This window comes from Capnocytophaga endodontalis, from assembly GCF_002209445.1.
Classification (GTDB): Bacteria; Bacteroidota; Bacteroidia; order Flavobacteriales; family Flavobacteriaceae; genus Capnocytophaga; species Capnocytophaga periodontitidis.
In genome coordinates this window covers 3,287,427-3,305,884 of record NZ_CP022022.1, presented here as the reverse complement: position 1 = coordinate 3,305,884, position 18,458 = coordinate 3,287,427, and the positions used below count along the sequence as shown (strand labels likewise).

Annotated in this window: 23 protein-coding genes; 8 read left to right on the top strand and 15 right to left on the bottom strand. The window is 38.1% G+C overall.

The annotated features are described in order from the left end of the window. Positions 1-2 precede the first annotated feature (2 nt). The 7 genes from rpsM to CBG49_RS15035 all read left to right on the top strand — a co-directional run bounded on the left by rpsM (position 3) and on the right by CBG49_RS15035 (position 5,172). Positions 3-377: a 30S ribosomal protein S13 gene (gene rpsM / locus CBG49_RS15065; RefSeq protein WP_009750922.1), complete on the top strand. Its 375-nt coding sequence runs from the start codon at positions 3-5 to the stop codon at positions 375-377. A gap of 13 nt (positions 378-390) precedes the next feature. Further along, positions 391-792, top strand: a complete 402-nt coding sequence (rpsK, locus tag CBG49_RS15060) for a 30S ribosomal protein S11 (RefSeq protein ID WP_002679512.1) — start codon at positions 391-393, stop codon at positions 790-792. An 84-nt stretch (positions 793-876) separates the two neighbouring features. After that, positions 877-1,482, top strand: coding sequence for a 30S ribosomal protein S4 (rpsD, locus tag CBG49_RS15055; RefSeq protein WP_009750921.1), 606 nt, complete (start codon positions 877-879; stop codon positions 1,480-1,482). A 26-nt stretch (positions 1,483-1,508) separates the two neighbouring features. Then, positions 1,509-2,501, top strand: a complete 993-nt coding sequence (locus tag CBG49_RS15050; RefSeq protein ID WP_088595130.1) for a DNA-directed RNA polymerase subunit alpha — start codon at positions 1,509-1,511, stop codon at positions 2,499-2,501. 31 nt (positions 2,502-2,532) lie between these two features. Continuing rightward, the gene (rplQ, locus tag CBG49_RS15045; protein WP_088595129.1) at positions 2,533-3,060 is read left to right on the top strand and encodes a 50S ribosomal protein L17; all 528 of its coding nucleotides are present in this window, start codon (positions 2,533-2,535) and stop codon (positions 3,058-3,060) included. Positions 3,061-3,192: 132 nt separating this feature from the next. Further along, complete coding sequence (locus tag CBG49_RS15040; protein WP_088595128.1) at positions 3,193-3,861, top strand: YceI family protein; 669 nt, start codon at positions 3,193-3,195, stop codon at positions 3,859-3,861. Positions 3,862-3,918: 57 nt separating this feature from the next. Next, entirely contained in the window at positions 3,919-5,172 is a 1,254-nt protein-coding gene (locus CBG49_RS15035; RefSeq protein ID WP_009750917.1) for a hemolysin family protein, read from the top strand. A gap of 635 nt (positions 5,173-5,807) precedes the next feature. Here CBG49_RS15035 and sufD read toward each other — a convergent pair. From sufD to CBG49_RS14985, 10 genes are all read right to left on the bottom strand, one after another. Then, complete coding sequence (gene sufD, locus CBG49_RS15030; protein ID WP_088595127.1) at positions 5,808-7,109, bottom strand: Fe-S cluster assembly protein SufD; 1,302 nt, start codon at positions 7,107-7,109, stop codon at positions 5,808-5,810. A 4-nt stretch (positions 7,110-7,113) separates the two neighbouring features. Then, positions 7,114-8,283, bottom strand: a complete 1,170-nt coding sequence (locus tag CBG49_RS15025; protein ID WP_088595126.1) for an immunity 26/phosphotriesterase HocA family protein — start codon at positions 8,281-8,283, stop codon at positions 7,114-7,116. 44 nt (positions 8,284-8,327) lie between these two features. Beyond that, the gene (locus CBG49_RS15020; protein WP_088595125.1) at positions 8,328-9,188 is read right to left on the bottom strand and encodes a hypothetical protein; all 861 of its coding nucleotides are present in this window, start codon (positions 9,186-9,188) and stop codon (positions 8,328-8,330) included. A 29-nt stretch (positions 9,189-9,217) separates the two neighbouring features. Then, entirely contained in the window at positions 9,218-9,958 is a 741-nt protein-coding gene (gene sufC / locus CBG49_RS15015; RefSeq protein ID WP_002665630.1) for a Fe-S cluster assembly ATPase SufC, read from the bottom strand. Positions 9,959-10,025: 67 nt separating this feature from the next. Then, the gene (locus CBG49_RS15010; protein WP_088595124.1) at positions 10,026-10,703 is read right to left on the bottom strand and encodes a DUF6348 family protein; all 678 of its coding nucleotides are present in this window, start codon (positions 10,701-10,703) and stop codon (positions 10,026-10,028) included. Between the two features lie 15 nt (positions 10,704-10,718). Next, positions 10,719-11,735 (bottom strand): SMI1/KNR4 family protein, encoded by a 1,017-nt coding sequence (locus CBG49_RS15005; RefSeq protein ID WP_088595123.1) that lies wholly within the window; start codon positions 11,733-11,735, stop codon positions 10,719-10,721. Beyond that, positions 11,728-12,726 (bottom strand): SMI1/KNR4 family protein, encoded by a 999-nt coding sequence (locus tag CBG49_RS15000; protein ID WP_227002913.1) that lies wholly within the window; start codon positions 12,724-12,726, stop codon positions 11,728-11,730. Before CBG49_RS15000 ends, CBG49_RS15005 begins: the two co-directional genes overlap by 8 nt. Before the next feature lie 67 nt (positions 12,727-12,793). Next, on the bottom strand, positions 12,794-13,171 hold the full coding sequence (locus CBG49_RS14995) for a hypothetical protein (RefSeq protein WP_088595122.1): 378 nt from the start codon (positions 13,169-13,171) through the stop codon (positions 12,794-12,796). 45 nt (positions 13,172-13,216) lie between these two features. Then, the gene (locus CBG49_RS14990; RefSeq protein WP_088595121.1) at positions 13,217-14,002 is read right to left on the bottom strand and encodes an SDR family NAD(P)-dependent oxidoreductase; all 786 of its coding nucleotides are present in this window, start codon (positions 14,000-14,002) and stop codon (positions 13,217-13,219) included. 49 nt (positions 14,003-14,051) lie between these two features. Continuing rightward, entirely contained in the window at positions 14,052-14,423 is a 372-nt protein-coding gene (locus CBG49_RS14985) for a helix-turn-helix domain-containing protein (protein WP_088595120.1), read from the bottom strand. A 137-nt stretch (positions 14,424-14,560) separates the two neighbouring features. Here CBG49_RS14985 and CBG49_RS14980 point away from each other — a divergent pair, with 137 nt between their 5' ends. Next, on the top strand, positions 14,561-15,121 hold the full coding sequence (locus CBG49_RS14980) for a hypothetical protein (protein ID WP_088595119.1): 561 nt from the start codon (positions 14,561-14,563) through the stop codon (positions 15,119-15,121). A gap of 21 nt (positions 15,122-15,142) precedes the next feature. Here CBG49_RS14980 and CBG49_RS14975 read toward each other — a convergent pair whose 3' ends face one another. The 5 genes from CBG49_RS14975 to CBG49_RS14950 all read right to left on the bottom strand — a co-directional run bounded on the left by CBG49_RS14975 (position 15,143) and on the right by CBG49_RS14950 (position 18,382). Beyond that, complete coding sequence (locus CBG49_RS14975) at positions 15,143-15,667, bottom strand: hypothetical protein (RefSeq protein WP_088595118.1); 525 nt, start codon at positions 15,665-15,667, stop codon at positions 15,143-15,145. Positions 15,668-15,709: 42 nt separating this feature from the next. Beyond that, positions 15,710-16,231: a hypothetical protein gene (locus tag CBG49_RS14970; protein ID WP_088595117.1), complete on the bottom strand. Its 522-nt coding sequence runs from the start codon at positions 16,229-16,231 to the stop codon at positions 15,710-15,712. Between the two features lie 11 nt (positions 16,232-16,242). Beyond that, positions 16,243-16,935 carry an SMI1/KNR4 family protein gene (locus CBG49_RS14965; RefSeq protein WP_088595349.1) on the bottom strand — a complete coding sequence of 231 codons (693 nt, stop codon included), beginning with the start codon at positions 16,933-16,935 and terminating at the stop codon, positions 16,243-16,245. Between the two features lie 29 nt (positions 16,936-16,964). Continuing rightward, positions 16,965-17,570, bottom strand: coding sequence for a PBECR3 domain-containing polyvalent protein (locus CBG49_RS14960; protein ID WP_088595116.1), 606 nt, complete (start codon positions 17,568-17,570; stop codon positions 16,965-16,967). Positions 17,571-17,830: 260 nt separating this feature from the next. Then, entirely contained in the window at positions 17,831-18,382 is a 552-nt protein-coding gene (locus tag CBG49_RS14950; protein WP_418219519.1) for an RNA 2'-phosphotransferase, read from the bottom strand. Positions 18,383-18,458 lie beyond the last annotated feature (76 nt).

Genomic DNA, 18,458 nt, shown 5'->3' with positions numbered 1-18,458 from the left:
TTATGGCACGAATTGCAGGTATTGACTTACCAAAAAACAAAAGAGGGGTTATTGGTTTAACCTACATTTTTGGTATTGGAAAAAGTAGAGCTAAAGAAATATTAAGTAGAGCTCAAGTAAACGAAGACACTAAAGTAAACGAATGGAATGACGACGAAATCAGCCGCATTCGCGAAATCGTTGCGTCTTACAAAATCGAAGGAGAATTGCGCTCCGAAATCCAATTAAACATCAAACGTTTGATGGACATCGGTTGTTACCGCGGTATCCGCCACCGTAACGGATTACCTTTGCGCGGTCAAAAAACTAAAAACAATTCTCGTACAAGAAAAGGTAAAAGAAAAACTGTTGCGAACAAGAAAAAAGCAACTAAATAATAAGTAGTAGAGTATGGCAAAACAAAATGCAAAAAATGCAAAAGTCTCTAAAAAGAGAAAAGTAGTCGTTGAGTCTGTTGGCGAAGCTCACGTTTCAGCTACTTTCAACAACGTTATCATTTCTCTTACCAATAAAAAAGGAGATGTAATTGCTTGGTCGTCAGCAGGTAAAATGGGCTTCAGAGGCTCTAAGAAAAATACCCCTTACGCCGCACAAGTAGCCGCCGAAGATGCTGCTAAAGTAGCTTTCGACGCCGGTCTTAAAAAAGTAAAAGTATACGTAAAAGGTCCAGGTAACGGTAGAGAATCCGCTATCCGCACTATCCACAACGCTGGTATCGAAGTAACCGAAATTATCGACGTTACTCCCCTTCCTCACAACGGATGCCGCCCTCCTAAAAAACGTAGAGTATAAATTTAATATAACAAGTAAGAAAGGTGAGTTGTTATCGAAGGAATGCCTTAATTCATAACTGCCTTTCATTTTAAACAATTCAAAATGGCAAGATATACAGGACCAAAAACTAAAATAGCTCGTAAATTTGGTGAAGCTATCTTCGGAGATGATAAATCTTTTGAAAGAAAAAACTATCCTCCCGGACAACACGGCTTGGCTCGCCGTAGAGCAAAACGCTCTGAATACGCCACCCAGCTACAAGAAAAACAAAAAGCTAAATATACTTATGGAATCCTCGAAAAACAATTCCATAACCTATATGAAAAAGCTAAAAGAAGTAAACACATCACCGGTGAGGTGCTTCTTCAACTTTGCGAATCTCGCTTAGACAACGTCGTATACCGTATGGGTATCGCTCCTACTCGTAGCGCCGCACGCCAATTGGTGTCTCACCGCCACATCACTGTAAACGGAGAAATCGTAAATATCCCATCTTACTCACTTAAACCTGGCGATGTAGTAGGCGTTCGCGAAAAATCAAAATCTTTAAGCGTGATCGAAAATTCATTGGCTGCTCACAGCACCGTATACGAATGGATCACTTGGAACCCTGAAAAATTAGAAGGTACTTTCGTAGCTGTACCTCAACGTATTCAGATTCCTGAAAATATTAAAGAACAGTTAATCGTAGAGTTGTACTCTAAATAATAAATAAAAAAGACAGCAGTCAAAATATGGCATTATTTAACTTTCAAAAACCAGATAAAGTTATAATGATTGAATCATCTGATTTCGAAGGGCGATTTGAATTTCGCCCTTTGGAACCAGGATATGGTTTAACTATAGGTAACGCATTGCGCAGAGTTATGCTCTCCTCCCTCGAAGGTTTCGCTATTACCTCTGTGAAATTTGATAAAGTAGACCACGAATTTTCTACTATACCAGGCGTGAGAGAAGACGTAACCGAAATCATTCTCAACTTGAAACAAGTTCGCTTCAAACGCCAAGTCGAAGATGTAGAAAATGAAACAGCTACCATTACTGTTTCTGGTAAAAAACAATTGACTGCCGGTGATTTTCAAAAAACTCTTTCAGGTTTTCAAGTGCTAAACCCCGATTTGGTGATTTGCAATATGGAAACTTCCGCCGCCTTTACTATGGAAATTACCATTGAAAAAGGTCGTGGATACGTGTCCGCCGAAGAAAACGCAAAACCAAACGCCGCTATAGGAGTCATCGCTACCGATTCAATCTTTACTCCTATCAAAAACGTGAAATACACCGTTGAAAATTATCGTGTTGAACAAAAAACTGACTACGAAAAATTAGTCTTCGAAATTAAAACCGACGGTTCCATCCACCCTAAACAAGCCCTTACTGAAGCCGCTAAAACCCTCATCCATCACTTTATGCTCTTCTCCGACGAGAGAATTACCCTCGAAGCCGATGAAGTAGCCCAAACCGATGCTTACGACGAGGAATCATTACACATGCGTCAGTTGCTCAAAACTAAATTGGTAGATATGGACCTTTCAGTGCGCGCTCTCAACTGCTTGAAAGCCGCCGAAGTAGAAACATTAGGCGACTTAGTATCATTCAACAAAGCCGATTTGATGAAATTTAGAAACTTCGGTAAAAAATCCCTCATCGAACTCGACGAATTAGTGGCTAACAAAGGTTTGGTGTTCGGTATGGATACCTCAAAGTATAAATTGGATAAAGATTAACTCGCTCTTGCGATATTTTAACTAAGGAAAAATGAGACACGGAAATAAAATTAATCATTTAGGAAGAAAATCTGCTCATAGAAATTCAATGCTCGCCAATATGGCTTGCTCTCTTATCGAGCATAAACGAATCAATACCACCTTGGCAAAAGCAAAAGCTCTAAAACTTTTTGTAGAGCCATTGGTAACTAAATCTAAAGAAGATACTACTCACAATCGTCGTATCGCTTTTAGTAAATTGCGCAACAAATACGCTGTAACCGAACTCTTCAAAGAAGTAGCAGTAAAAGTAGGCGACCGCCCAGGTGGATACACTCGTATCATCAAATTAGGAAATCGTTTAGGCGATAACGCCGAAATGGCTATGATTGAGTTCGTAGACTACAACACTACTTACAACGTAGCTAATAAAACAGCTAAAAAGAAAACTACTCGTCGTGGTAGAAAAAAAGCAACTGAAGAGACTGCAACTGAAGCAAAAGCTGAAGTTAAATCTGAAGTAAAGTCTCAGGTTAAATCTGAAGCAAAATCTGAGGTTAAAGCTGAAACAGCTGAATAATTGCAATTATTTAAGTTAATAAAAATAAGGAGGTTTGCCACGGCAAGCCTCTTTCGTTTTCTAAATAAATTTGGCAGAATAGATTATATTTCATACCTTTGCCCAATTAATGACTTAAAAATGAAATCACTAATGAAAAAAATCGTCTTGAGCTTAGCTGTTATAGCAAGCATTGCACTCGTGAGTTGTAACAATACAAACACTCAACAAAGTACTGAAACAATTACCCCTACTACCGAGCAAACTACTGCACCTGAAGCTACTCAAACATCTACTTTTGCTTACTCAGTTGATCCTACTTCAGTAGTAGAATGGGTAGGTAGTAAACCTGCAGGTAAACACAAGGGTACCGTAAATGTTACCAAAGGCGGTGTAAATGTAGAGAATGGTGCTATTACCAAAGCTGAGTTCGTGTTGGATATGAATACTATCACAGTACTCGACCTCCAAGCAGGCAAAGGTAAAGAAGACCTCGAAGCTCACCTTAAAGGTACTGATCCTGAAAAAGTAGACCACTTTTTCAATGTGAAAGATTTCCCAACAGCTTCTTTTGTATTCAAGAAATTCGATGGTAAAAACCTTACTGGTGACCTTACTATCAAAGGTAAAACTAAAGAAGTGTCTTTCCCTGCTACTGTTACTGTTACCGATAACGAAGTGAGCATCGTTTCTCAACCCTTCAAAATCAATCGTGTAGATTTTGGAGTGAACTATGGTTCTAAATCAGTGTTTGATGATTTAAAAGATAAATTTATCAACGATGATGTAGAGTTAGTAGTAAAAGCTAAGGCTACCAAGTAAAAATTCTTTTCATAAATAAAAGGCAGTTGGTAGCAACTGCCTTTTTCTATTATTCTTATGGTTGAACCTATTTCTATAATTATTATCCTTACTACGCTGGCACTTTCAGCCTTCTTTTCGGGCTTTGAAATAGCATACGTATCGTCTAACAAAGTACACTTAGAAATCCTCAAAAAGCAAGAGGGTGTGATTGCCAACGTGCTTACTAAACTCACCCGAAAGCCCTCTAAACTGTTGGCTACTATGCTCGTGGGTAACAATGTGGCTTTGGTAGTCTACGGTTTTGAAATGGGCAAGGTGATGACTGCCCTCTTGCCCGAATTCTTCCAAAATGTGCTTTGGCATACTATAATCTCTACCCTTATCATCCTCATTACAGCAGAGTTTATGCCTAAAGTATTCTGCCAAATTTATGCCAATCAGTTGTTGAAAATATTTGCTATTCCTGCTTATTTTTTCTACCTACTGTTTTATCCGCTTTCCAGCTTTGTAATGTGGATTTCCGATTTTGTACTGCGAGTATTCTTCAAAACAAAAGGTGATTACGTGCCTCTTTCATTCACTAAAGTAGAATTAGTAGACTACATCTCTGAACAACTGGAAAATGTGCCTAAAAAAGAAGAAATGGATAGTGAAGTGCAGATGTTCCAAAACGCTTTAGAGTTTTCGGGAGTAAAAGCGCGTGAGATAATGATACCCCGCACCGAAATAGTAGCTGTAGAACTCAACGAATCTATTGAAAATCTGATTGCTACTTTTGTCTCTTCGGGATTTTCTAAAATATTGATATACAACGAAAATATCGATGATATTTTGGGCTATGTACACTCGTTTGATATGTTCAAGAAACCTAAAAATATCAAAGAGGTACTCATTCCTATCGTGAATATCCCTGAAACTATTCAAATAAACGAAGTGTTGAATCTCCTTACCCGTAAGCGCAAAAGTATGGCTGTAGTACTCGATGAATATGGTGGTACTTCAGGGATTGTAACCTTAGAAGATATTGTAGAAGAACTCTTTGGCGAAATTGAAGACGAACACGACAAAGATAAGTTTATAGAGGAACAACTATCGGAAACTGAATACCTATTTTCAGCGCGTTTAGAGGTGGAATACCTCAATGAGACATATCATTTAGAAATTCCTGAAAGTGAAGAATACGAGACCTTAGGAGGCTTTATTGTGCTTCACAATGAAGGAATCCCTACCCAAGGTGAAAAGATAGAAATTTCTCCATTTACTTTTGTAATTGAAGCTTGTTCCCAAACCAAAATAGAAACTGTAAGATTGATAGTAAACAACGAATAATTATCAATTGTTATCAATTAAAAAAAGACTCTCCCTTTCGGAAGAGCCTTTTTTCACAATGCATATAAATACTACTACTAACTCCAAAATTAATACTTTTAAGCTAATAAAAATTTTATGAACTTAAAAGTATTTGTTTTTTCCATAAAATTTTGTCCTATAAATAGCTTAATAAATGATCTTTTTCAGTAATTTAATTTTTTTCAATTTCTGCTTTAATGATAATGTTTCTTATAGTAAGCAATTTTGATTAACAATTAGCAATCTCTGTTTCTCAAAATCTTGTTTTCAATGAAATAATCTTTATCTAACAATGTTTCTTATAGCAATTTTTCAGTAATTTTGTTTAATTCAGTTTTTTCAAGCAATTTTCAGTATAATCATTTATTATGATTTAAATGCACTTGTAAGCTTTACTAACATCCCGTCTGTCAAACTTACGCTTACTATATAGAAAATAGTGTGCCAAAAATGGAAAGTCTATCTGTTTTACGTATAAGTTGCTTATTATCAGTGTTAAATAAAGTTTTGATACTTCGTGCCAAAAAATGAAGTTACAGTTTTTTGTATATACGCTACACGGAAATTTTGTATAACTTTCTCATTTTACACGTTGTTAGCTCATACTTCTTCTCTTAAAAATCTACGGTTACGCCTAATTTTTTAGCAATAATGCCATTGATATACTCCGAAAGAGCGGGGATTTTTACGCTTTCTAATACGGTATTTGCAAAAGCATAAGTAAGTAGGGCAGAGGCTTCTTTTTTGCCTATCCCACGTGTTTGTAAATAGAATAAGGAGTCTGCGCTGAGAGAGCCTACGGTACAACCGTGCGAACACTTCACATCATCGGCGAAGATTTCTAGTTGGGGCTTGGTGTATACCGTTGCCTTATCGGAGAGAAGGATATTGTCGTTCTGCTGATAAGCATTCGTTTTCTGGGCGATTTGTTCTACCATTATCTTACCATTGAACACATTGGTAGCTTCATCGCTTACGATACTCTTATAATCCTGATGACTCTCGCAATTAGGACAAGCGTGGTTCACCAACGTATAATGGTCGGTGTGTTGTGAGCCTTTGAGGATGCTCAACCCTTTGAGGGTAGATTCTAAATGCTCGCCTTGGTGATAGAAATTGAGGTTGTTGCGAGTGAGTGTACCCCCAAATGAGAAGGTATGCACGCTGGCGTGGCTATTTGCTTCTTGCGAAATATAGGTGTTATCAATAAGAGAAGTGGTAAGACTATCGTTTTGCAATTTGTAATAATCGAGGAAAGCCTCTTTGGCTACAAATGCCTCGGTTACTGCATTGGTAAGGATAGCCGTAGCAGTATCTGATAGGTTTTGGTGTACTTCAATGACTTTGAGCTGTGCATTCTCTCCCACGGCAATAATATTGCGCGGCTGATAGCAAGTGGTTTCTTTTCTGTCGTTGAAATACAACAATTGTATAGGTTTATCTACTACTTTCCCCTTAGGTACTTCTATATAGAGCCCTTCTGAGGTAAAAGCTGTGTTGAGGGCTGTGAATATATCACCTTTTTCGGTATTGGAGTTGAAGTATTTTTTGATAAAGGCTTCTCCTCCCTTGTGCAACGCCTCTAATAGAGGGCTAATAGTAGCGCCTGCAATCTCTTTGCTCGACATTTCGGGGCAGTAATAGCCGTTTACAAACACAAGCTGATAGCAATCTGCGATAGCGTACTTGTGTAATACTTCGGGTGAGAGGTTTGTTTTATTGTGAATAGGTTGCCACAAACTGTAATCAGTAGCTTGGAGGTCAGAGAGTGAAGTGTATTTCCACGCTTCTACTTTTTTATGTGGGAAACCTTTTTCGGCAAAGAAACTAAGGGCTTCTTTGCGAATGTCTTTTAATATATCGTCTTTATGAGGGAATGCCTCGAAGGCAGTAACCCATTTTTCTTTTAAATTCATCTTCTTAATCTTTTAATTCACTTGGTAAGGGTATTGTGTATAACTTCTTGCAATTTGCGGCATAGCTTGCTGTAGGGTCAAGACCGAAAATTGTAAGGATTTCATCTTTGATAGCTTTGTTGAAAGGAGCGCGCAAATCTCTATCACACCAGCATAAGTCCTCGCCACTGAGCATTTGCGCTAAACGATGTTTTCTATACATCTGTGGTGAAATACCATTTCCTCTATTGTTATAATCCAAATTATCGGTGAGGGTTTTGAGTTTTTCGGCTCTTTCGTCAAAGGCGGCTTCACTCATTCCTAATTGTATCAATCCCCATTGCAAAAAATATTTAGGACCGCCGTATAACATAAATCCATCGTCTTCAAAGTTGATAGGGAAGTCGTATTCTTCATCGGGGATAGGAACGTTGCCTATAATTTCGTATTCGCCATAGAACAAATTGTTGTCCATCATCACGTTAGAGGGCATTGTTTTCTGCTGTTGCAATACTTCTATAGCTACATTTTTAGTATCGGAAGCATATACAAAGAACTGTATCATCACAGCTCGACCAAAAAGAAATCTCCAAAAATGGTTTTTAGGAATCATATTTTCTTTTTGAATCTTATAGATATCTAAAACCACTCTGCCAAATCCGTATTGGGTGCGATTGAGTTTAAAACAGAAAATATCGCCTTTTTTGAATTTTACGTGCTTGCGTTTCTGTTGTTTAAATTCGGCTATTTCCTCTAAATGATTTGCTGGTGATTGAGCGATAAAATCAGCTATTTGTTGTGGGATAGAGGTTTGCTTTCTATCGGAAGGCTTTTCCCAAAGAGTGTCGTAAAAAGTGATTTCGGAAGTGTAGCTCGTTATTGCCAACCGGTCATTTTTGATTTCTACCCACACGCCAATAGGGGTGCGTTTTTCAAAATGATTGGCTTGCAAAGGCACTTCTTTACCTTTTGAGGTTTTAGGTAACAATGTTTCGCGGTTGCGTGTTGCTTCCTCGTACTGTTTTTCAATATATTTTTCCTTTGTGGAGATGATTTGCCTTTTGATGATATCGCCGTCAAAATACAATATGCTCTCTGGGCGGTGTTTGTCGCCTGCCAATAAAACCCTATCCCAATGAGGTAATATAGGGTCTAAGCCTACGTATTTGCGTTGTTCGTTGTTGAGTTCAAACATTTAATTAATTTGCCGATTTGTCAATTTGCTAATTAGCACATTGGCTAATTTTCTAATTTACTAATGAGCCAATGGTATATGGCGTTGCGCTCGCTATCTACTTCGGTATATCCTCCTATCAGCTGACCGTTGTGATAGTGGAGTTCGTCGATATCACTTACTAAAAACTCTTCTACCTCATCTTGATAAGGTTCAAAACCTTTGAAAATGATTTCGTCTTCCACTGTGAGGGTACTGACATCAAGAATGTAATGCCGGTTGCAGTACATATCGGTAATCAGTATTTTGTCACCTTTGAAAGGTTGTGCTACAGCTCCCCAATCCTCGGAGAAATGGTGCTTTTTGAGCGTTTTTAGCGATGGATAATTCATTACATAAAGCTCTGCCTCGTAGAAATTGGTGAATACAGCTTCTTTTTCATTGAGCATACAGCAGAAATCCACATCGTTAGGCAATTGTTTGGCTACTTTTAGTTTTTCGTTTTCAAAAGATAGCAGATAGCTCATACAACCATCTTGTCCGCCATAGAAAGTGATAACTACCTTGTTGTTAGGTAATGCTTTCAGCTCTATATTAGCATCGTAGATTTCGTCGTCCATAGGCATAGAAGCCAATGCCTTCCCTTGTAAATCATACACCCATACGGTGATGTGTTCAGCATCGTGGCGCTGGGCAAGCCAAATTTGCTGGCGCTCTATCGCTAATAAAGCTCCAACAATAGGTTTATTTATTTCCCAAAGCAGTTCTTTTTCAAAAGTGTAGAGCGAAAATCCTTCTGACTCATTGCATACGCCTATTTGCTGATGTTCATAGTCAATAGCAAAGATGTCTTTTCTTTTTAAGAACTGAAACGCCTCAGGCAACAAAGGGTTTGTTAAGGTTTCTGTGTATTTTTCAATGAGCATAACCGTAATTAATAATTAATAATTAACCATTATCCTTTCAGCCAATCATAACCTTTAGCTTCCAATTCTAAGGCGAGGTTTTTGTCGCCTGTTTTTACGATTTTACCATCGGAAAGCACGTGTACATAATCGGGAACGATATAGTCTAAGAGGCGTTGATAGTGGGTGATAACGAGCACGGCGTTGTTTTCGTTTTTGAGTTTGTTCACCCCGTTAGCGACAATGCGGAGGGCATCGATATCGAGACCAGAGTCGGTTTCATCGAGGATAGCGACTTTAGGTTCGAGCATTGCCATTTGGAAGATTTCGTTGCGTTTCTTCTCACCGCCAGAGAATCCTTGGTTGAGGGAGCGAGAGAGGAAATCGGGGTTTATTTCTAAAAGGGCTGCTTTTTCGCGTATTTTTTTGAGGAGTTCGGCAGCAGGCATATCGGGGAGTCCTTTTGCTTTGCGACTCTCATTGATAGCTGTTTTGATGAAGTTGGTTACTGATATACCAGGGATTTCCACTGGGTATTGGAAAGACATAAAGATACCTTTATGAGCGCGCTCTTCGGGGGCATCTTCTAACAGACTTTCGCCTTCTAAGAGGATATCACCCTCGGTTACCTCGAAGTTTTCGTTGCCTGCAATCACCGAAGAGAGGGTAGATTTTCCGGCTCCGTTAGGTCCCATAATAGCGTGAACTTCACCTGCTTTTATTTCTAAGTCAATCCCCTTGAGGATTTCTTTGCCGTCCACACCAGCGTGGAGATTTTTTATTATTAACATTTTAATTGAGTTTAGCGTTAAGGGCGCAAAGTTCCGATATTATTTTGAATTATGCAAAATTAGCTACTTATTTCTCATTGTGTATTGCGTCGCAAAGGCGGAATATCAGTATTTGTTTTATAGATAGGAAAGAAGCTTCGTCTTGCCAAGTTTGGGCGTATTGGTGCAGGCGTTCTGCTCCTTCGTCCCAATCTTCATTGTTTAACAAGCACTCGGTTACATATCCGCTTTTTGTACGTGCTACAAAACATTTTAGCGACTGGATACGGTATTCGGTAGTGAAATTTTGAGGCAGAATGTCTATCAAAAGGTTGTAGAAATCTCTTTCATTGGGAGGCGTTTGCCATTTTCCTAACAAATATAGATTGCCTATAGAGGTATGCCAATGATAATTGTCCCGATAGATATCGCAACCTTTATCAAAAAGGCAACCCAAGCTATTGATGATGGTTTGGAATGTAGTAGAAAGGTAATTTTCTATGAATGAATCTATCTTTTCCTCATCGGTATCACCAAAACCTGCTATATTATCCAAAATTCCTTGTGGGAAAAATCCATCCTCTAAATAAGTGCCTATATGCATTGGCAACACACTTTTATGAATATCGGGGGTGATAGGGATAGGATCGAGCTCAATACGCATTTTGTCGCCTATTCGTATCATAAGATTAGGCAAATCTGGAGTAGCATCGTACCCTTGATCTCTTATCTGTTTAGAAAGTTCTAAAAGTATTATTTCTTCCATAATATATATAATTCATTAGCTTAATTTCTCTAAAAATTCTAAGAAACTTCCCGCTACTTTGCGCCATTTCCACTCACCTGCTCCGTGGGGAGCTTTGTAGATAGGCGTATCGTTGCTGTCACTTTTGGAAAGGTCAAGTATATAAGGGTCGGCATCTTTATCGGCGATTACGAGCCAATGGGCTTTCCAATCGGGGAAGAGTTCATCATCGGGGCTACTGAAAGCATAACCGCATTGATGTGCTATTAAAGTATTAGCACCATACAGATTGATGCCCTTGAGGAAAGCATCATCGGCAGGTGAAAAGCGCTCTAAGAAAGTGAGATAAACCGCAGGCAGTTGCCAACGCGCTTTAATCTCTTCGATAACTTGCTTTTTGGGTACTTCCAAAATAGCGCGGTTGTATTGATATGATTTCACGTGCCAAAAATCTCTCTCTTTTGCTAAAACCTGTTCTATTTTAGCCATTGCCTTTTCTAAGTCGGTTTGTGGATGAGTTATTAAAAACGGATACTCGCTGTGTGCTTGTTTTCTTGGGTAACCTTGCGCCTGCCATTCAAGTACTTTTTCCATAGGCAAGGCTTGCCAATAAGCAGGGTCGGAGGGGAGATCGTTATTAAAAGGCTGTCCGCTATGTTCAGCTAAGGCGATGATAGCGCTCCCTTTATTTTCTTTGCTATCCTCCTTTTGCAAGTAGTCTACCAAAAAAGGATAGCACTTGTCGCCCTCTACTTTCAGCAGTCCGCTAAAAGCCCAATAGGGTAAGCCTTTGGTTATCATTTCGTAGAAGAAAGGTGCGAGCGCAGTGTCGTTTTCGGTCACAAGTTCCGAGATACGTGCGATTACAAAGTTGCGAGCGTGGGTAATTTTGCTTTCTTTTACTGCTCGTACTAAGGTTTGTAAGGTTTCTTGACGCATTTTCTCGCCGTACTTCTTCACTATTTTTCTTACCAATTCGTGATACTCACTGCCATCGGTAGTGGTGAGGAGTTTTTGAGAGAGGTCGCTGAAATCTTTTTCTTGTTTAGTCATTGTTTGCTTCTTCAAAAGTTACGGTTACATTGGGGAATTGCTTCAGCACCTCAATACGCTCTTTGAAAGCGCCTAAAATATACTCTTCCCACGGAACGCCATACTGGTCGTTGTAGTACAATTGCATTTTCTTGCTGTACTCTAAGCGATCGGTAACGGCTTTGTTTTGTCGCCAATTGAGGGCTTTGAGGGCATCATACACTTTGTCGTTTTTAGCAGGAATAGGACTTACCCTTACATAGAGCGTTCCGTCTATATATCGCGAAGGGGTGCTTTCTATCTCATTTTCAGTTGTATATACAAAGGTCTTTTCGCCTGTTATGGGGATATGTTGTTGCAGGAGTTGCTCCAATTCTTCATCAGATAATAATCCTTGATAGGTTTGGGTAGAACGTGGCAACACACGTGTAAAATCGGTGAGTTTCCGGCTATAAACTTCTTGTATTACTTGCCGTTGCGCCTCGTTGGTTATATAAGGCAGGTGACTTTGTAGCAGGCGGGTGATATTCTCGTAGAAATCACCTTCACTGCGTACGAGTGACCCCTCGTATATATCGTTCACCGAGTTGAGCATCTCATAGAAAAAGAAGTCTTCGAGGGTGTTTGCTAATAGTTCAGCCTCGTCAGAATCGTGTTGTAGCAAGGCTATAGGAGGAGTAGGTTTAGGAGTGTTTTGGTCGTACAAAAAGCAATAATAATCACCACCCCCTGTTTCTCCGAATGGAATAAAAAGGTAATCGGGGTTGATACTGAACCAACTGTCCTCGCCGTTGAGTTCTTCGATAGTTTCGGCAATATTAGCAAGTGGAATCAACTCAAAATCACCGCTATACAAAAAGAGTGGTGGGTGGTTTTTCAAGCGGGGATATACTTCTTTACTCCAAAGCAAAGCATATTCGCCTATATCGAGCATTTGGTCAGCATAAAGTCGATGATATAGTTCAGGATATTGAAATTGGTATTGTTGTTCTAAGGTTTTTAAGATGTTCATTGTTTCTTAAGCTTTATACTTTTATTCTTCTTATTTTCTAAGGTTTTTAAATTATATATGTTACTTTTTAACCTTTAAAATTCATCAATAATCTTGCCTTATCAACGAAATTATAAAACTCTTCAATTTGATTTTCTGAAAAGCCTTTTCCTTCTAAAGCTCTAGGACAAATAGAAAAAATATTCAAATCTCGTTTTTCATTGTTCTTTAGAATAGATATGTCCTTGTCAAGAATTTGATATATAAAATCTTCTTTTTCATAGTTAGCTAATATATCATTAATATATTCCTCTTGCGAAGAATATTTTTTGTTTTTAGGAAAAATACTTTCTAACTGCCAAAAAGGAATCTTTTCAATTTTATTTTTGAATTTCTTTCGCATTGAGTCCATTTCCTTTTCAATAAGATTTATTAATTCATTATCAAAGTCTAAGGCTTTTAACATAATGGAAAATTAGCAAATTAGAGAATTAGCAAATTGGCAAATTGACTAATTTGCTAATTTGTGTACGTGAATAGCATCCGATTGGTGGAGGGGGGTGACGGTAATATCAGTAATCTGCACTTTATCAGGTAGATTGACGATATAGGCGATAGTGTCGGCTATATCTTCGGCATATAGGGGCGTAATACCCTTATACACATTCTCAGCTTTTTGTTCGTCACCTTTAAAACGCACCTTGCTGAAATTGGTCTCTACCAACCCTGGTTTTACGTTGGTTACCTTTATATTTTTGTCCATTAGCTCTATGCGCATCGCATCGCTGAGGGCTCTTACGGCAAACTTGGTCGCGCAATAAATACTGCCATTAGGGTAGGCTATTTCTCCCGCTACCGACCCTACATTTACAATCGTTCCCACCTTGCCAGTGGCAATCATTAGCGGAATCACACTGTTGGCGATATAGGTAAACCCTTTGATATTGGTGTCTATCATCTGGTCTATATCTTCTATCGCGTAGGTATGGAGGTGTTGCAATCCTATTGCTAAGCCTGCATTGTTGATGAGGATATCTATTTGTTGCCATTTTTCGGGTAAGGATTGGATATTTTTAGCTACTTCTTGATAGTTTCTCACATCGAAAGCTAAGGTAATGACCTCTATAGCGTGTTCTTTTTCGAGATGAGCTTTCAATTCAGCCAACACCTCAGCACGGCGTGCGCAAAGAATGAGGTTTACGCCCATTTGCGCCAATTTTTCGGCTACTGCTTTACCTATCCCGCTACTGGCGCCCGAGATAAAAGCAATTTTTCCTTTGATACGATTTAGTTCCATTTGTTTAGATATTTAAGTGTTAGGTTTTAGAATATTTCACTTTAGAAAATTATTCTTTTCTTAAATAGGCTATTTCTTTCTGCAACTGAGCAATTAAATCATCTTTAGATTTGATGAGTAGTTCAGTTATTTCCTTATTTTCTTGGTAAAAATGTTCTATTTTTTGTTGGTATACAGCATCGTTATGGTAATTGTTCTGTACCATTTGTTGTTTTTCTAAATCGAGCAATTCTCCTACGGGGATTTCTAATATCATAGAAATTTGAAAGAGTCTTTCTACTGATAGTTTAGTTTCTCCTATTTCCAATTTGCGATAAGCAGGCACAGAGAGGTGTAATTCCTCCGCCATATTTTCATAAGAATACCCTTTTTTAGTTCTCTCTTGTACAATTTTATTGATTACTTTTTCTATATCCATCATAATAAGTTAATGATTTGAGAGGCAAAAGTAAAGAATATTATCGAAAAAGTAAAATATATTTTGAAAAAGTTTAAATAGAATATTGTTTTAAACGCTTACTTTTGCACCGTTAAAAATCATTTAAAAACCATAAAACAATGAAGAACTTTCTATTATTTCTAATTTTTGGAATGGGATTAATGTCTTGTTCTGATAATCTAACAACTTCTAAAACTGACAAGCTAATAAAAGAAGCCTTGGCAGAAACAACTCCTTTTTATGGATCTGCCCGTATTTCAGAAAGTAAAGGAGAATTTATTTCTAAAGATGATTTACCTATCTATGAGAAGTTAGTTCAAGAAGGCTATATCACTATGAAAAATACAGAGTTGCCTTATGGTACTATTAGTAAAAGTAGCTATGATATAGCTTTTACTGATAAAGCTAAACCTTATATGATTGGTAATAGAGTGCGTGCTTACACTCTTGTATTTGATAAAACTGACGAAATACAAATAGTAATGCAGAACAAAGCACGTGTAAAAGCTATTTTTAAAAAAGAAGATAGAACGCCTTTTTACGATTTGTCTTTTTTAGGTAAAGATGACACGTATATGAGAACCTTTACCTTTGATAAAACAGAGAACAAGGGTTGGGTAACACACAGCGTACTTCCTATGCTTAGACTTTCAATGGGAATTTTTCAAAAAGAACAATAATAAAATTCTATCCCCTGACACCTACCTCCATATTTTTTTCATTACCTCCTCCACAGTAGGCTCGTGATACTTACCTTTTTTATCCTTGGTGGTATTGAATGCAGAAGGGTCAAAATGCGGACAGTTGAGTTCTAAAAACTGAAAGAAGTAGCCATCGCTGTAAAACATATAAGGCATAAACTCCTCCTGAAAGTCGTTTTCGCACTCAAATTCATTGTCTATGATGATACGTACAAAAGCAGCGATATCTTCACGAGTGAGGTTGTTGTGCTTTATAGGGTCGGGCATTGCCAAATCAAAGGCAAAAGCCTCAATACCATTGCCTTCCCACCATTCCCATAGCCAAGTATCGGAAAGGTCTTTACCCGTGAGTTTACTCAGGTATTGCTCCATTGCCTTGTATTCTTTGTCAAATACTTCTTCGGGAGTGTCTTCACTTTGGGCATCCCAAAAGGCTTCATAGTCTTCTAAGCGTTTTAGTACAAGAGGGTAGAGTTTTTCAGCAGTAGCAAAATCGGGACGTAGTTCTTTTCTAAGTGTTTGCATTTGTTTATTAATTTCATTTTGTATAGATATGTAAGGGGTAGGCTATTTCCATATTTTTTTCATTACCTCCTCCACAGTAGGCTCGTGATAATTGCCTTTTTTATCTTTGGTGGTATTGAATACAGAAGGGTCAAAATGCGGACAGTTGAGCTCTAAAAACTTATAAAAGTATTGATTTTCGTAGAACATATAAGGCATAAACTCCTCCTGAAAATCGTTTTCGCACTTAAATTCATTGTCTATGATGATACGTACAAAAGCAGCGATATCTTCACGAGTAAGGTTGTTATGCTTTACAGGGTCGGGCATAGCCAAATCAAAGGCAAAAACCTCAATACCATTGCCTTCCCACCATTCCCATAGCCAAGTATCGGAAAGGTCTTTACCCGTGAGTTTACTGAGGTATTGCTCCATCGCCTTGTATTCTTTGTCAAGTTCTTCTTCTGAAAATGCATAACAAGAATCATAAAACTTTTCATAACTTTTCAGGCGTTTTAGTACAAGGGGGTACAGCTTTTCTGCTGTCGCAAAATCGGGGCGTAGTTCTTTTCTAAGATTTTTCATATTCGTTAATTTTAATCATCATACGAAGTGTAGTCCCATTGCAGACCATAACTTCCTAAATCATTTAATAGTTTATCAAAAAGAGCTTTTTGGGTAGTCCCTATAAAGATAGCTGTGGGTTTTCCAGTATCTCGGTATATAGAGAGTGTTATCACAAGCTTAAAATCTTCATCGGTAAAGGTGCGTTGTCCTTCCCAACTGAGAGAGGTAAGTTCGGTATATTGTTTTTCTATATGGGCAACTGCTCCTGTGGGCACTTCAAAGTCTTCCATTTTCCAACCGCCCATTGCATTAGCATTGTAACGCAAGCCTCCCATCACACCGTTGTAAATAGCTATGTACAGCCAAAAGTCGGAGAGCGTTTGAGTCTCTAATACCCAATCTGGGTCGGTTTCTGAGCCGTAATCTCCCCAAACGGGTGGGTTAGAGATTGTCAAATCCTCTTTGCGAATTGCCCACATTACCACCCCTTGGTTTTCTTCACAAAAGCAAAGGTAATCCCCTGCAAAGTACAACTGCTGGGGTGTTGCTAAACTGTTAAACGACTGGTTTACGCTTTTTGTTGCCCCTAACTGTAAGTAATACGCTCGGAACACTTGAGGCAAGGTGATTTGCAAGCGCTTTTCAGCTTTTAACAACTGTGCTTCCGAGAAGCCTTTGCAGTTCTTTGGTGTGAGATTGTATAGTTTTTTGATGTTTTCCATATCACTCATAACACTTGTTTTTTAATTAATTAACTGAAATATTTGGTAAAATCTAAAAAGTGTTGTATTTTTGTCCCCGAAGATGAGTTAAAGTCATAGACTCGCTGGGCTAATAACCCAGATGCGTTATCGGACGTGTTGAGTAAGGATTTTAACTCATCTTCTATTATTTTATCTTCTGGCTTAATACTATTATACATTGTTTTTAGTCGTAACTTATTATTTTTGCTTCCAAATATTTCAACTATTACAGTTGTATTGTCTTCTTTCTTTTTTAAGAATAAATATGTTTCTGCTTGGTGTTTTTTCACGTATCCTAAAGAAATGAGTTTATCTGGTTTATCCAATATATCTACTATAGCCTCTATTTCTACATCTGTAAGAGGATTTCCTTGATGAGTAGCTTTCTCATTTTCTAGGTAATGTCTATCAAAAATGTGTTTTAATTCAGAGGGATTGATAGCAACATAAGCAATTTCATATCTAAATTGAATAGCTGAAATATTTTTCAATACCTCCATTGCATCAGGAGTTAATGTTGCAATTAAATAATCTTTAGCAACTATTTCGCTTCTTTTTACTTTATTGAACAAACTCATTATAAAGTTCTTAGCCTTATCCTTTAAAGTTTTCATAATCACAATTGTTTAATATTTCAATAAATAAAAGCCCCATATCATATTGCTAAATTCTCCTGCTACAAAGCTGTGTGTCTCGCCGTTTATCACTACTTTATAAAGGCAAAAAGACCTTTCGGCGTGATAGAGAGGGTCTGTTACTTTTACATATTCTCCCGTTTCTTGCTACTGGTAGTCAAATATATTTACGCCAAAGAGTTTTACCTCGCCTTCTACTCCCGAGGTTTCAAACTGCCACGTTTTTTGCTTGAATAATTTCATACGTTAACAATTAGGTCTAAAAACTTCGGCAGTACTTCATCTGTAAGCCAAACTCCATTGGCAGAGAGATAAAAAACATACCCTGCCTCATACATTGCCATTGTATTTACTTTAAAGATGACGGGCTTGCCGTGTCGCGCACCTACTTTGGTTGCGGTTGCTATATCCATACTAAGGTGTACGTGTTGGCGGGTTTGCTTTTGGAGTCCGCTTTTGAGAATGCTCTCTACGAACCTGCTGGCAGTGCCGTGGTACAAACATTCGGGGGGTGTTTGAGGCTGTAATTCTAACGCTACGGCAAGTGAATGCCCTTGATTGGCGCGTATTTTTGTGTTATCCTCGCTAAAAGCATACCGTTGTTTGCTATCGGTAGCGACGATTTCTTCCAACATTTTAAGGCTGAATACTGGGAATTTACGCTTCATATTCTTAATAAGCACATTTACCTCAGCCCAACCGTGTGTGTCGAGGGTAATACCAATCGCCTCAGGGTGGTGTCGCAGTACCAAACTAAGAAATTTGCTCTCTTTTTTATGTTTTTCAATCATTTTTATAGGGGGTAGGGAGTAATTTTTGATAGGTTACTTTTTACAAAAACACTATTTTATTTTCAAATAAACAAGA